12 protein-coding genes are annotated in these 14,458 nt (G+C 68.5%); 9 read left to right on the plus strand and 3 right to left on the minus strand.

The features are described from left to right. On the minus strand, window positions 1–1,277 hold a 1,277-nt coding region (locus ACXJKH_RS05570), incomplete at its 3' end, for a Clp protease N-terminal domain-containing protein (protein WP_457318597.1). Here ACXJKH_RS05570 and ACXJKH_RS05575 point away from each other — a divergent pair. Next, complete coding sequence (locus ACXJKH_RS05575) at window positions 1,276–2,238, plus strand: aminoglycoside phosphotransferase family protein (protein WP_457318598.1); 963 nt, start codon at window positions 1,276–1,278, stop codon at window positions 2,236–2,238. The two genes, ACXJKH_RS05570 and ACXJKH_RS05575, sit on opposite strands and share 2 nt — an antisense overlap. Here ACXJKH_RS05575 and clpS read toward each other — a convergent pair. After that, complete coding sequence (gene clpS, locus ACXJKH_RS05580; protein WP_457318599.1) at window positions 2,235–2,567, minus strand: ATP-dependent Clp protease adapter ClpS; 333 nt, start codon at window positions 2,565–2,567, stop codon at window positions 2,235–2,237. The two genes, ACXJKH_RS05575 and clpS, sit on opposite strands and share 4 nt — an antisense overlap. Window positions 2,568–2,648: 81 nt before the next feature. On the opposite strand from clpS, the gene ACXJKH_RS05585 reads away from it, so the two are divergent. The 6 genes from ACXJKH_RS05585 to ACXJKH_RS05610 all read left to right on the plus strand — a co-directional run bounded on the left by ACXJKH_RS05585 (window position 2,649) and on the right by ACXJKH_RS05610 (window position 7,085). Continuing rightward, window positions 2,649–3,113 (plus strand): hypothetical protein, encoded by a 465-nt coding sequence (locus tag ACXJKH_RS05585; protein WP_256776703.1) that lies wholly within the window; start codon window positions 2,649–2,651, stop codon window positions 3,111–3,113. After that, window positions 3,114–3,575: an NUDIX hydrolase gene (locus ACXJKH_RS05590; protein ID WP_457318600.1), complete on the plus strand. Its 462-nt coding sequence runs from the start codon at window positions 3,114–3,116 to the stop codon at window positions 3,573–3,575. After that, entirely contained in the window at window positions 3,572–4,711 is a 1,140-nt protein-coding gene (gene mnmA / locus ACXJKH_RS05595; RefSeq protein WP_256776701.1) for a tRNA 2-thiouridine(34) synthase MnmA, read from the plus strand. Before ACXJKH_RS05590 ends, mnmA begins: the two co-directional genes overlap by 4 nt. Continuing rightward, a complete protein-coding gene (hflD, locus tag ACXJKH_RS05600) occupies window positions 4,708–5,322 on the plus strand; it encodes a high frequency lysogenization protein HflD (protein WP_457318601.1) in 615 nt (204 codons plus the stop codon). Before mnmA ends, hflD begins: the two co-directional genes overlap by 4 nt. A 156-nt stretch (window positions 5,323–5,478) precedes the next feature. Continuing rightward, window positions 5,479–6,669, plus strand: coding sequence for a methyl-accepting chemotaxis protein (locus tag ACXJKH_RS05605; protein WP_256776699.1), 1,191 nt, complete (start codon window positions 5,479–5,481; stop codon window positions 6,667–6,669). Window positions 6,670–6,767: 98 nt separating this feature from the next. Beyond that, window positions 6,768–7,085, plus strand: a complete 318-nt coding sequence (locus ACXJKH_RS05610) for a hypothetical protein (protein WP_457318602.1) — start codon at window positions 6,768–6,770, stop codon at window positions 7,083–7,085. Between the two features lie 539 nt (window positions 7,086–7,624). On the opposite strand, the gene ACXJKH_RS05615 is transcribed toward ACXJKH_RS05610, so the two are convergent. Then, window positions 7,625–10,417 carry a bifunctional diguanylate cyclase/phosphodiesterase gene (locus tag ACXJKH_RS05615; protein ID WP_457318603.1) on the minus strand — a complete coding sequence of 931 codons (2,793 nt, stop codon included), beginning with the start codon at window positions 10,415–10,417 and terminating at the stop codon, window positions 7,625–7,627. 156 nt (window positions 10,418–10,573) lie between these two features. On the opposite strand from ACXJKH_RS05615, the gene ACXJKH_RS05620 reads away from it, so the two are divergent. Together ACXJKH_RS05620 and ACXJKH_RS05625 are read left to right on the plus strand one after the other, a co-directional pair. Then, on the plus strand, window positions 10,574–12,679 hold the full coding sequence (locus tag ACXJKH_RS05620; RefSeq protein ID WP_457318604.1) for a sensor histidine kinase: 2,106 nt from the start codon (window positions 10,574–10,576) through the stop codon (window positions 12,677–12,679). Between the two features lie 2 nt (window positions 12,680–12,681). Further along, window positions 12,682–14,439 (plus strand): EAL domain-containing protein, encoded by a 1,758-nt coding sequence (locus tag ACXJKH_RS05625; protein ID WP_256776695.1) that lies wholly within the window; start codon window positions 12,682–12,684, stop codon window positions 14,437–14,439. Window positions 14,440–14,458 lie beyond the last annotated feature (19 nt).

The raw sequence follows: 14,458 nt of genomic DNA on the forward strand, positions 1-14,458 counted from the left end.
ATGTCGATCRGTTCCTTGCGCTCGCCCTCGGGCAGCAGCCGCTGGCGCGCACCGGCCTCGTCGATCACGTCGATCGCCTTGTCCGGCAGCAGCCGGTCGCCGATATGCTTCACCGACAGGTCCACCGCCGCCTGCAGCGCGTCATCGGCGTAGGTCACGCCGTGGTGCGCTTCGTAGCGGGGCTTGAGGCCCTGCAGGATCTCGTAGGTTTCGCCCACGGTGGGCTCGACGATATCGATCTTCTGGAAGCGCCGCGCCAGCGCGCGGTCCTTCTCGAAGATGCCGCGGTRTTCCTGGAAGGTGGTCGAGCCGATGCAGCGCAGCTCGCCCGACGCCAGCGCCGGCTTGATCAGGTTGGAGGCGTCCATGGTGCCGCCCGAGGCCGAGCCGGCACCGATGATGGTGTGGATCTCATCGATGAACAGCACCGCATTGGGCATCTTCTTCAGCGCGGTGAGCACGCCCTTGAGGCGCTTCTCGAAATCGCCGCGGTACTTGGTGCCGGCCACCAGCGCGCCCAGGTCGAGCGAGTAGATGATGGCATCGGCCAGCACATCGGGCACCGAGCCTTCGACGATACGCTTGGCCAGGCCTTCGGCGATGGCGGTCTTGCCCACGCCGGCTTCGCCCACGTAGAGCGGGTTGTTCTTGCGGCGGCGGCACAGCACCTGGATGGTCCGCTCGATCTCATCGCTGCGGCCGACCAGCGGGTCGATCCGGCCATTGCGGGCCGCTTCGTTGAGGTTGCTGGCGAACTCGGCCAGCGCGTCGCCCTTGCCCTCGCCTTCGCCACCCTCGGCACGCCCTTCACCGTCGGCGGCCGGCGGCACTTCGCCGTCCTCGCCCAGCTTGGCGATGCCATGGGACAGGTAATTGACGATATCCAGCCGGGTCACGTCCTGCTGGTTGAGGTAATACACCGCGTGGGAGTCCTTCTCGCCGAAGATGGCGACCAGCACGTTGGCGCCGGTGACCTCCTTCTTGCCCGAGGACTGCACGTGGTACACGGCCCGCTGCAGCACGCGCTGGAAGCCCAGCGTGGGCTGGGTATCGCGGCCGTCGTCTTCGGCCAGGCGCGAGACCGAGGCCTCGATGGCCTGCTCCAGCTCCTGGCGCAGGCGTTCGGCGTCCGCCCCGCAGGCCTTGAGCACGGCTTGGGCGGACGGGTTGTCGAGCAGTGCCAGCAGCAGGTGTTCCACCGTCATGAACTCATGCCGGGCCTCACGGGCGCGCTTGTAGCACTGACCGATGGTGTGTTCGAGGTCTTTACTGAACATGTTCTACTCCGGCGGCAGGTGGAAACAATATGCGGCCTTGCTGCGCAATTTCCATCACCCTAGCGGATCGGTGCGTTCAGACGGCGTTAGCAGTCCGACCACCRCTCACCGATTCCCCAGGCCATTCCAGCGACTCCATCATGCCCGAACCCACCTCACGACATGGCAGCTCGCCCGTGATGGCGATGTCATCACCACGCCGCGCGGCCAACTGTACCCGGTCCGCCTCCCCGACGGCAGCGCCGCCATGTTGAAGGTGAGCACGGATGCCGAGGAGCGCAACGGCCACCGGCTGCTGCGCTGGTGGGACGGCGACGGGGCCGCGCGCGTGCTGGCGCACGACGGCCCGGCGCTGCTGATGGAGCGGGCCGTGCCGGGTGATTGCCTGCGCGACATGTCGATCCAGGGCCGGGATGCGCAAGCCACCGCGATCCTGTGCGGGGTGCTGGAACGCCTGCATCGGCCCCGGGGCGCGCCGCCGGACGGGCTGCTGGACTTGAACCGGTGGTTCAGCGATCTGCTGACGCCGCCGATCGCGCTGTCGCCACTGCTGGAACAGTGCAGATCATTGGCGATGACGGCGCTGGAGGCACAGATCGAGGCGAGGCCGCTGCATGGCGACCTGCATCACGACAACGTGCTGGATTTTGGCGCACGCGGCTGGCTGGCGATCGACCCGAAACGGGTCCAGGGCGACCGTGCCTTCGACTACACGGTGCTGTTCACCAACCCGGATGTGTGCGGACCGGGCATCCACGTGGCCACTGACGAGGCCGTGTTCGAGCAGCGGCTGCAACAGGTCTGCGCACGGGCCGGGCTGGAGCGCCCGCGCCTGCTGCGTTGGATCGCGGCCAGCGCCGGGCTCTCGGCGGTGTGGTTCCTGGCCGATGGGGGTGCCGCGCCGGTGAATCTGGCCGTGGCGGCCATGGCTGTGCAGCGGCTGGCCGAGGCGAGCGGTTAGCCGCTGGTCTTTTCCATCGTGCACAGCAGCGGATGCTGGTTCATGCGCGAGAATTCGTTGACCTKGGCGACCTTCGACTCGGCGACCTCACGGGTGAACACCCCGCACACGCCGCGACCGCGGGTGTGTACGTGGAGCATCACCTGGGTGGCCTTGTCCAGGTCCATGGCGAAGAAGCTCTGCAGGACGGTCACCACGAAATCCATCGGGGTGTAGTCGTCATTCAACAGCATCACCTGGTAGAACGGCGGCGGTGCCACCTCCGGCCGGGCCGGTTCCAGCATGACGCCGTGATCGTGGTGGGGTTCTTGGGAAGGCTCTCGTGGCATCGGTCCATTATAGCGGGAATGGACGTTGCCCCTGTGGCCCTTCACAATCCCCCTATCCATCTCCACATTCACAGGGATTTCATGAAAAGGATCGTCACCGCGCTGTTGTTGACCGCCACGGTGTTTGGCGCGCACGCAGCCGAAGCCGACAAGGCCGTCGGCCGGGTGCTCAAGCAGCTGGACTACCCCTACGAGATCGACGAGGACGGCGACTACAAGCTGGTCTTCGACGCCGGCGATGACCGCACCCAACTGGTGTTCGTCCGCTCGACGGTGGAAGAATTCGGYACCCAGAAGATCCGCGAGATCTGGTCTCCGGGCTATAACTCGCCGGGCAAGCAGTTCCCGGCTGCGGTGGCCAACCGCCTGCTGGAAGACTCGCAGGACGCCAAGCTGGGCGGCTGGGTGAAGCAGGACCAGCTGGCCATGTTCGTGGTCAAGGTGGACGCCAATGCCAGCGCCGCTGCGCTGAGCGACGCCATCGATGCGGCCATGCGTACCGCCGATGCAATGGAAAACGAACTGACCGAGACGGACGAATACTGAGTGARTGCCGTGCAGCACCCGCGCTGGACGCCGCATGTCACCGTTGCCACCGTGGTGGTGCGTGACGGGCACCTGTTGCTGGTGGAAGAGCGCATCGACGGCCGCGACGTGCTGAACCAGCCGGCCGGCCACCTCGAGCCGGGCGAAAGCCTGGCCGCCGCGGCGGTGCGCGAAACCCTGGAGGAGACCGGCTGGCAGGTGCGGCTGAGCGCCTTCATCGGCGTCTACCAGTGGACCGCCCCGGACGGCACCGCATTCCTGCGTTTTGCCTATGCCGCCGAGCCGGTCAGCCATGATCCGGCCCGTCCGCTGGACGAGGGGATCCTGCGCGCGGTGTGGCTGAGCCCGGCCGAACTGCAGGCCGAGCACGCACGCCTGCGCAGCCCGCTGGTCTGGGAGGTGGTCGTCGACTACCTCGGCGGACAGCGCCACCCGCTGTCGATCGTGCGGGAGACCGCATGAGTACCCCACGGGTGATGGTGGGCGTGTCCGGCGGCGTGGATTCGTCGGTGGCAGCCTGGCGGCTGGTCCAGCAGGGCGAGCCGGTGGCCGGGCTGTTCATGCAGAACTGGGCCGACGACGGCAGCGGTGACTGCCGCGCCGAGGACGATCGCCGCGATGCGGTGGCCGTCTGCGGGCTGCTTGGCATCCCGTTCCATTTCCGCGATTTCTCCAGCGAGTACTGGCAGGGCGTGTTCGAGCACTTCCTGGCCGAATACGCGGCCGGACGCACCCCCAACCCGGACGTGCTGTGCAACCGCGAGGTCAAGTTCAAGCACTTCCTGGATGCCGCCCGCGCGCTGGGTGCCGAGCGCATCGCGACCGGCCACTACGCCCGCGTGGCACAGGTGGGTGGGCGTTGGGCGCTGCTGCGCGGCGCCGACCGCAGCAAGGACCAGAGCTATTTCCTGCACCAGCTGGGGCAGGAGCAGCTGGGCGCCACGCTGTTTCCGATCGGCGACCTGCAGAAGAACGACCTGCGCCGGATCGCCCGCGATGCGCGGCTGCCGACGCACGCCAAGAAGGATTCCACCGGCATCTGCTTCATCGGCGAGCGCGACTTCCGCGAGTTCCTCGGCCGTTACCTGCCGGCCAAGACCGGTGAGATCCGCGATCCCGATGGCGCGCTGATCGCCGAACACCCCGGCGTGTTCTATTTCACCCTGGGCCAGCGCGAGGGCCTGAACATCGGCGGCGTGCGTGGCCGCCCGGCGGCGCCCTGGTACGTGGTGGGCAAGGATGTGGCCAGCAACATCCTGTATGTGGACCAGGACCGCGACAGCCCGTGGCTGCTCTCGACCCGGCTGCACTCGGAGACCGCGCACTGGATTGCCGGCGCCCCGCCCGCCCGCCGCTTCAGCTGCACCGCGCAGACCCGCTACCGGCAGCCGGACGAGGCCTGCGAGGTGCAGGTCAACGACGATGGCACGCTGCTGGTGCGGTTCGCCCAGCCCCAGCGCGCCGTCACCCCCGGTCAATCGCTGGTGTTGTATGACGATGAGGTCTGCCTGGGTGGCGCGGTGATCGCCGCCACCGATGCGCCGCTGGAACAGCGCCTGCGGACCGTTCCTTCCCCCTTCGAGGTACCTGCTGCATGAGTTTTTCCGTCGACGACCGCGTTCTTGCTCTGGCCGGCATCGCCCAGGCCCTGCAGCAGGTGCGCCGCATCGCCGAAACCGGCCATTCCGAGGCGGCGGTGGTGCGCACCGCGATCGACAGCGTGTTTCGCATCGATGCCGACAGCCCGCAGGCCATCTACGGCAGCCCGTCCAACGTGGCCCCGGGCCTGCGCCTGTTGCACAACTACTTCCGCAACCAGGGCCAGGACGAGTCGCTGCCACGGCTGGCGCTGGCGGTGCTGCAGCTGGAGCGCCGTTTCGTGCGTGAGCATGCGGTGGTGGAGACGGTGAGCCAGGGGATTGCCCGTGCCCAGCGTCAGGCCACCGAACTGGGCGACAGTGCCCATCCGGACGTGCTGGCCGCCCTCGGCGGGCTGTACGCGGACACCATCAGCAACCTCAAGCCGCGGGTGATGGTCCAGGGCAACCCGCATTACCTGGGCCAGGCCGGGGTGGTGGCCGAGATCCGCGCGCTGCTGCTGGCGGCGGTGCGCTCGGCGGTGCTGTGGCGCCAGACCGGCGGCCAGTACTGGGACTTCCTGTTTTCGCGCAAGGTGATGATCGAGGCGGTGGACCGCCAGCTGCGCTGATTCACGGCGACGGGACGGGCTGCGTGCAGCCACCCGTGGGGTGGCTCTACCCCCGGGTGCGGGTGCGGCGAACGTTTTCGAGGGAATGTGCAGTGCAGCACTAAAGCAAATGGGGGTACGGCCGATACCTCAACCGTGCACTTCCCGAGAACGTCCATGTACTCACGCATCTTCATCCGTCTGGCCGCCCCCCTGGTCCTGACCCTGCTCCTTCCTTTCGCCATCGGCTTCGACTGGCCTGTCGCCCTGCGTTGGGCGATCCTGACCACGATGACGCTCAGCTGGCTGGGCTTTGCCTGGTGGACCGCACGGGCCCAGACCCAGCGCTCCCCCGAGCATGCCCGCATCCTGCGCGAGCAGGACCAGCTGCTGACCGAGCTGCGTTCCTTCGTCGCCAACGAAGTGGACGGCTCGCGCGGCGAAGTCGAACGCGCCCGTGACCTGATCCGCCATGCGGTCAGCGGCCTGGGTGGCAGCTTCGACGCCATGAACCGCAAATCGCGCCAGCAGAGCCAGGCATTGGCCCGGATCGTCGACCGTGCCGGTGAAGACGGTGGCGCCGGCGTCGACGTGGCCCGTTTCGCCCAGCATGCCAGCCATCGCATGGAGCAGCTGGTGGAAGCGCTGGAACAGGTCAGCGGCCAGAGCAGCAACACCGTGCAGCACATCGATCAGATGGCCCAGCACCTGGATGGCATCTTCGCGCTGCTCGAAGACGTCAAGTCGATCGCCGACCAGACCAACCTGCTGGCCCTSAACGCAGCCATCGAGGCGGCMCGTGCCGGTGARGCCGGTCGCGGYTTTGCSGTGGTCGCCGACGAGGTGCGCAACCTGTCCGAGCGTTCGACCACCTTCAACGAGCAGATCCGCAAGTTGGCGCACAGTTCCAAGGACGCCATCGCCAAGGTCCGCGAGACGGTCTCGAACATGGCCTCGCGTGACATGGACCGCTCCCGCGAAGCGCGCCACGAAGCGGCGCAGATGCTGGACAACGTGGCCCAGATCAACGCGTCGCTGGGTGACGGCATGCGCGAGATCTCCGAGTGCGGCCGTGCCATCGACAGCAGCGTGGCCGAAGCGGTCCGCGCCCTGCAGTTCGAGGACATCGCCACCCAGGCCCTGGGCGGCGTGCATACCCATCTGGACCGCCTGACTGCGATCAACCGCGAAGCGGTGGCCCTGCAGGAACTGCTGCACCGTAATGGCGGCGTGTTCGACGAGGAAGTGGTCAGCGCCCTGCAGCGCACCGGCAGCCGCCTGCGCGAGATGCGCAGCGAGTGGGAGCGTCCGCCGCACAAGGCCGTGGCCCAGCAGAGCATGGCCGCCGGCGCGGTCGAACTGTTCTGATCGACTTGACGCGTGCCGGTTCCGGCACGACCAACGGCCCCGGTTTCCCCGGGGCCGTTGCGCTTCCAACACTCGTCCTGGCTGCAGATGATCGCCCGATGTCGTTGACTCCCTCCCCCAGCGCTGCCTCCCCTTCTCCCGCTGCCATGACCGACGTGGTCGGTACGCCGACCGGGCGTGCCGTGGCCCCGGCGGTCCCGGTGGTGCTGGGAGCCCCGGTAGCCGAACCGCTGCGGGGCCGCGCCCTGATCGGGCGGCTGGAGCAGTTGGCGCAGGCAGAGCTGGGACAGCTGGCCGAGCGCAACGGCATGGCCGATAGCGCCCTGCCGGCCCCGGTCGACCCGGCGCTGGCCGGACTGGCCTGGGATCTCGGGTTGAGTGGCGAGGCCGCCGTCAAGGCCGCGCGCGACCGGTAAGCGGAGAGCAGCCGAGCATGGCTCGGCTCTACCCATGCAATCGCGCCCCCCGGTAGTGCCGAGCCATGCTCGGCATCGCACCCCACAGGAACCGCAAATCCGGTAGTGCCGAGCCATGCTCGGCAGCGCACCCCACAGACACCGCAAATCCGGTAGTGCCGAGCCATGCTCGGCAACGCACTCCGCGCAGCAGGCACGTTCGCCCCCTGCCCGATACGAAGCGTTTGTCATTACCCAGGTCGGCACCCGGCCTGAAACCCGGCATTGCCTGGCGTTGGGAAAGCTGACCAAGAGCAGCCGAGCATGGCTCGGCTCTACCGCCRATGAGGGCGGATCGCGCACCCGGTAGTGCCGAGCCATGCTCGGCAGCCGCCGATGAGGGCGGATCGTGCACCCGGTAGTGCCGAGCCATGCTCGGCAATGCACCACAGACACCGCAAAACCGGTAGTGCCGAGCCATGCTCGGCAACGCATTCCCCGCGCAACACCGCGCCCGCGCGTGAGCGCAGCGAGGCAAGGCATGGCCGTCCCCCGTTGGGTCAGACGGCGTGGGTCAGCGCCACCAGGGCCTCGCGCGGGGCCATCTGGGCGCCGCCGGCCTTGAGCCACTGCGCCAGGTCGCGCGGGGTCAGCGGGCGCGAGTACAGGTAGCCCTGGATTTCGTCGCAGCCCTGGCGACGCAGCATCGCCTCTTCCTGCTCGGTCTCCACGCCTTCGGCCACCACCTTCATGCCCAGCGCGTGGCCGAGATGGACGATGGCCTGGGTGACTTCGGCAGTGCCGGTGTCGTGCAGCATGCCCTGGACGAAGCTGCGGTCGATCTTCAGGCGACCGACCGGGAAACGGTTGAGGTAGTGCAGGTTGGAGAAGCCGGTACCGAAATCGTCCACCGCCAGMGGTACGCCGTGGCGTTCGAGCACGTCAAAGCAATGGCGCAGCACGTCGGTGTCGCGGATCAGGGCCGACTCGGTGAGTTCCAGCTCCAGCCGCTGCGGCGGCCAGCCGTGGGCATGGCAGATGTCGATGACGCGTTCGGCAAAGCCGCGGTCGCGCAGCTGCACCGCCGAGACGTTCACCGCGACGCGATCGAACTGCAGCCCGGCGGCCTCCCAGGCAGCCGCCTGGCGGCAGGCCTCGGCCAGCACCCAGTCGCCGATACGCACGATTTCCCCACACTTTTCAGCAATCGGGATGAACTCGGCCGGGCTGCAGTAGCCGATACCGGGGCGGTGCCAGCGCAGCAGCGCTTCGATCGCCGGCGGCTGGTCGTGCGCGGCATGCAGCAGCGGCTGGTAGGCCAGGGTGAATTCTTCGCGCTCGATCGCGCCCAGCAGCGCGTGCTCGATTTCCAGCTTGCGCTGGATGCGCATCAACGCATCCTGGCTGTAGTACTGGTAGGTGTTGCGGCCCGCTTCCTTGGCCGCGTACATCGCCGCGTCGGCGGCGCGCAGCAGTGAGTCGAAATCGGTGCGGCCTTCATCCAGCATGGCGATGCCGACGCTGGCGCCGACCTTGAGCGTGGTCTCGCCACGCTGCAGCGGTTCGGCCAGCGAGGCGATCAGTTTGCGCGCCACATGACCGGCGTCTTCCGGCTCGGCCAAGTCGCGCAATACCACGATGAACTCGTCGCCGCTGAAACGGCCGAACAGATCGGCGTTGCGCAGGTTCTGGTGCAGGCGCGACGCCGCGGCCTTGAGCAGTGCGTCGCCGGTGGCRTGGCCGAAGGTGTCGTTGATGGTCTTGAAGCCATCCAGGTCGATGAACAGCATCGCCAGCGGCGCGCCACGGTCACGGGCTTCCTCGATCGCATCGGCGGTCTGCTCGCGCAGCAGCATGCGGTTGGGCAGCCCGGTCAGCAGGTCGTAGTGGGCCAGCAGTTCGATGCGTTCGTTGGCTTCGCGCTCGCGGGTGATGTCACGGAACAGCACCACGAAGCGGGTCGGCAGGCCGTCGCGCCGGTCCAGCTCGATCAGCACCTGCACCCAGATGCGCAGCCCGGACTGGCGGTAGAAGCACAGGTCCAGCTGCTCGGGCAGGCCGCCGTCGGCGATGCGGGCGAGCGCGGCCTCGAAGGCGTCGCGCGAGTCCTGGCTGTACAGCGCCAGCGCCTGGTCCAGGCTGATTGGCTCCTTGCGCAGGCCATGGATGCGATAGCACTCCTCGGTCCACTGCATGTGCCGGGTGGTCACCTCGATCTCGCAGCCGCCGATGCGGCCCAGTGCGGAGACGCGGTTGAGCAGCTCGGTACGCCAGCGGATCAGCGCATCGGTCTGGTGTTGTTCGGTGATGTTCTGGACCTGGCCAAGCAGGCGCTGGATGCGCCCATCAGCGCCCAGCAACGGTTGCATCCACAGGCGCAGGTGCAGGGCGCCTTCGCGTTCGCGCGGCAGTTCCAGTTCCAGCGTGGCCGGCTTGCCATCGTGCAGCATGCGCCGCCAGGCGTGGCGCAGCAGGCTGCGTGAGCGCGGTTCCAGGCGGCGCAGCCAGCGCCGACGACCGGTCAGCGGATCATCCCCCACCCCGAGCAGGGCGCGGAACTCGGGCGACCACCAGAACTGGCGGCTGCCCGGGTCCCACGACCAGCTGCCCATGCTGGCGATGCGCTGGGCTTCGCGCAGGTGCACCTGCTGTTCCAGCAGCAGCGCTTCCATCTGTTTTTGCGCCTGGATGTCGGTATGGGTGCCGACCATGCGCAGCGGCTGGCCATCCGCCGTGCGCGCGACCACCCGGCCGCGATCCAGCACCCAGCGCCAGTCGCCGTCGGGGTGCCGCACCCGGTACTGGGCGGCGTAGACCTCGCCTTCGCCACGCAGGTGCGCATCCAGCGCCGCGCGCACGGCCGGCTGGTCGTCAGCATGGATGGGGGCCAGCAACGCGCCCGCCGCGTCGCCGCGGGTGACATCTTCGGCCGGGACCGGTTGCCCGTCCCAGCGCCGCGAGCGGGTCACCGCGTCGCTGGGCACGTCCCAGTCCCACAACCCGTGGCCGGCGTGGTCCAGGGCCAGCTCCCAGCGGCTGCCGGCGTAGCTGTCCACCGGCTCGGGCACGCTCAGGGTGAAGGCCAGCAGGTTGCCGTCCGGGTCATGCACCGCGCGCATCCAGCCATCGAAGCGGCCACGGGGGCCGCCGGGCAGCTGGCAGGGAATCAGGCCGCCATCGGCGGCCAGCAGGCGCAGGTCTTCAAGCAGCTCGCCGTAGGCCGCCACGGTTGCCGGCAACCCATGCTCGCGCGCCGCCGGGTTGGCCGCCAGCGGACGCCCGGTCCGGTCCAGGATGACCAGGGCCGAGGCCAATGGGTGCTGCAGCAGACTCGCGATAATCCCTTGGTCCACGCGGTAAGACTCCGATAACGCACCCGACAGCCGGGAACGCAATCGTTAGCGGCGGATTTTACGGATAGTTGAGTGGCGCCCTGCGTGCGGCCCCCAAACCGGACCACACCCACTAAGATGCAGGTCGCCCGTCACGATCCGGTCCCTGYCCCGTCCATGCCCGTCCCCCCGTCCGGTCAAGCCTCCCCGTCCACGCCCGAACGCCCGCTCGCCCAGGCCCTGCGCCGCGACCGCTGGCGGGTGGTGGCGGGCTATCTGGTGCTGGCCCTGGTGTGGATTCTGTGCAGCGATGCCGCCGTGCAGGTGCTGGCCCGGGACATGGCCTCGGCGGYCCGCTGGCAGACCGCCAAGGGCGCGTTCTTCGTGATCACCAGCGCGGCGCTGATCTACCTGCTGCTGCGACCGCTGGCCCAGCATGTGCTGCATGCCCATTCCCGGCTGGAGTGCTCGGAGACCCGTCACCGGCAGATGTTCCAGGGCAACCCCGGTCCGATTCTGGTGTACGACCTGGATTCGCTGGCGATCCTGGATGTGAACCCCGCCGCGAGCAGCCTGTTCGGCTGGAGCCACGAGGAGTTCACGGCGATGYCGATCAGCGCGCTGTGGCCGACCGGCGATGAGCCGCTGCTGGCGGCCAAGCTGGAACAGATCCGCGCCGCGCCCGAGCAGCTGTGCGTGATCACCGCCGACCTGCAGCTGCGCGATGGTGCCCGCCGGCGCATGGAGATGCGCAGCACCTTCATCGAGTACGGCGGCCACCGGGCGCGCCTGCTGATCGCCATCGACCGCACCAGCGAGGACCAGGCGCTGCGCCGCCGCGACCAGGCGCTGGCGCGGGTGGAGGAAGCACATGAGATGGCCAGGATCGGCGCCTGGGAAGTCGATCCGGCGACCGGGCTGGGCCGCTTCTCCAACCAGGTCTACCACCTGCTCGGCCGGCGCCCGCCGGAGGCCCGACGCTGGCACCGCTTCGAGGAACTGCTGGTGCCGGCCGACCCGGCCACCGCCGCGCTCAGCGAACAGCTGCTGCAGGACATGAGCGGCGAGCAGGTGCAGATCGACGTACTGCTGCCCCTGTTGGCGATGGACGGGCGCGCGCTGATGGTGCACCTGCGCGCCGAGAGCGGCCACGACGACGCCGGCCGCCCGCGCGTGCTGGGCACCTTGCAGGACGTGACCGAGCGCGAGCAGTCGCGGCGCCTGCTGCGCGAGCGCGAGGAGCAGTTCCGGGAGCTGGTGCGGGTACTGCCTGACGGCGTGGTGATCCTGTCCGACGAACACGTGCTGTATGCCAACGCCTGCGCGGCCGCGCAGTTCGGTTACGGCCAGCACACCCTGCTGGGCGAGCCGCTGGCCGCATTGGTGGCCGCCGAAGACCTGGCCCGGGTGCGCGCGCAACTGTTCGCGGCCATCCCACTGCCCAGCACCGGCGCCGGGGAAGTGATCGGCATGCGCCGGCTGGCCGGTGAGCGCTTCCAGGCCGGGCTGGCGGTGGGCGATGTGCGCTATGGCGGTCGCAACTGCAAGCTGCTGATCGTTCGCGACCTGAGCGAGCCCGAGCGCATCCGCGAAGCGCTGGAGACCAGCAACCGCGAACTGCAGGCCATGGCCGGACGCCTGTTCTCGCTGCAGGAAGACGAGCGCCGCGCGATCTCGCGCGACCTGCACGACGACATCGGCCAGGCGATCACCGCGATGAAGCTGTCGGCCTACGCCGCGCAGGACGAAGCCGATCCGGCGCGCCGCGGCGAGGATCTGGAGCAGATCATCCAGCTGGCCGATGCCACCGTGGGCAAATTGCGCGACATTTCCACCCTGCTGCGCCCGCCGCAGCTGGACGCGCTCGGCCTTGAGGCCGCGCTGCGCTGGCAGGCCGGCATGCTGTTCCGCTCGGCGGCGATCGAACTGCTGCCGGACATCCAGTCGCTGCCGCGGCGACCGCAGGGCGATATCGAGCAGGCCTGCTTCCGCATCGCCCAGGAAAGCCTGACCAACGTGCTGCGGCATGCCCGCGCCAGCCAGGTAAGCCTGCAGCTGCACGACGTGAACGACCACGGCCTGCACCTGCAGGTACGCGACGATGGCGAAGGCTTCGACCCGGACGGTCCGCGTGGGTTGGGGCTGATCGTGATGCGCGAACGCGCGCAGAGCGTCGGCGGCACCCTGCGCATCGAATCGGCGCACGGCGCCGGCACCCTGGTCGACCTGTACCTGCCGTATCGCATCAGCGATGCGGCCACTCCCGATACATTGGAACATTGAACATGTGGAACCCTTCCCTGCCCCTGGTCAGCATCGAGGATGCGCCGCCGCGCCTGGGCGCGGGCAATCCCGAGCTGCAGGCGATGGTCAGCGACGCCGCCTCCGGCGGCACCCCGCTGATGCTGATGCATGTGGACATCGACCATTTCGCTTCGGTCAACGAGAACATGAGCGCGGAGGTTGGCGACCAGGCACTGGTGCTGGTCGCCCAGCGCCTGCAGCACCACCTGCGCGGGCGCGGCAAGCTGTGGCGGCATGGCAGCGATGAGTTCCTGCTGGCGGTGCCGCGCAGCGCGGACATGCCCCTGCCCGAAGACCTGGCCGAAGAGATCCGCCAGCAGCTGGAACTGCCGCTGTCGGTGCTGCCGTACACGTTGTTCATGACCGGCAAGCTGGGCGTCAGCCTGTGCCCGGAACATGCCAGCGATACCTCGCGGCTGCTCGACCACGCCGAGGATGCGCTGTACCAGGCCGCGCGCGAAGGCGGCAACGCGGTGCGCATCCACGCGGTGGATACGCCGTCCAGTGCACACAGCGAGAGCATCATCGCCCGGCAGATCGTCGATGCGATCCCCAACGGCGAGTTGAAGCTGCGCTACCAGCCGCTGGTGAGCGCACGCGATGGCCACGTGGTGGGCATGGAAGCGCTGCTGCGCTGGCAATCGCCCACCCTGGGCATGCTGGTGCCCGAGCGCTTCATGCGCACCGCCGAGCGGTTGGGCATCATCGTGCAGATCGGCACGTGGGTACTGGAAGGTGCGTTGAAGCAGGCGCGGCTGTGGCGCGACCAGGGTTTTGACGACTTCACCATCGCCGTCAACGTGTCCACCCTGCAGCTGCTGCGCCCGAACTTCTTCGCCGAGGTGATGTCGTTGATGCAGGCCGCCGGGGTGCCGGCGCAGATGCTGACGTTGGAGATCAACGAAAGCGCGCTGACCAACAACGTCAACTTCGTGCACGAAACCCTGGTCAACCTGCGCAACGAAGGCATCAGCCTGAGCCTGGACAACTTCGGCACCGGCGACTCCAGCCTGAGCGCGCTGGTGCGCTACCCGGTGGACAAGCTGAAGATCGACCGCAGCTTCATCAAGAGCGCGCCGGCCGGCAACCGCGAGGCGGCGATCGCCCGCGCGATCATCGCCATGGGCCATCAGCTGGGCATGACGGTGATCGCCAACGGGGTGGAATCGCAGGCGCAACTGGGCTTCCTGCGCCGCAACGACTGCGATGTGTTCCAGGGCTATCTGTTTGGCGAGCCGATGTCGGCCGATGCGGCCGGCATGACCCTGCGCCGCCGCTACCTGCGCCCGGAAGCCTTCGCCGAGACCCGCCCGGACCGTACCCTGCTGCTGCTGGACGACGAGGAGAACGTGCTGCGCTCGCTGGTGCGGTTGTTCCGCCGTGATGGCTATCGGATCCTGGCCGCGGGCAACGTGCGCGATGCGTTCGACCTGCTGGCGATCAACGACGTGCAGGTGATCCTGTCCGACCAGCGCATGAGCGACATGAGCGGCACCGAGTTCCTGGGCCGGGTGAAGATGCTGTACCCGGACACGATCCGGCTGGTGCTGTCCGGCTACACCGATTTGAACACGGTGACCGATGCGATCAACCGCGGCGCGATCTACCGGTTCCTGACCAAGCCGTGGAACGACGACGAGCTGCGCAAGCACATCCACCAGGCGTTCCGCACGCATGAGGAACAGCGCCGGGCGAATACCGCGCCGGCGCCGGCGCTGCCGGCGGTTGACGACGACTGACCCACCCCGGGCGTAGAGC

The sequence above is a fragment of the Stenotrophomonas sp. P5_B8 genome (assembly GCF_054049855.1).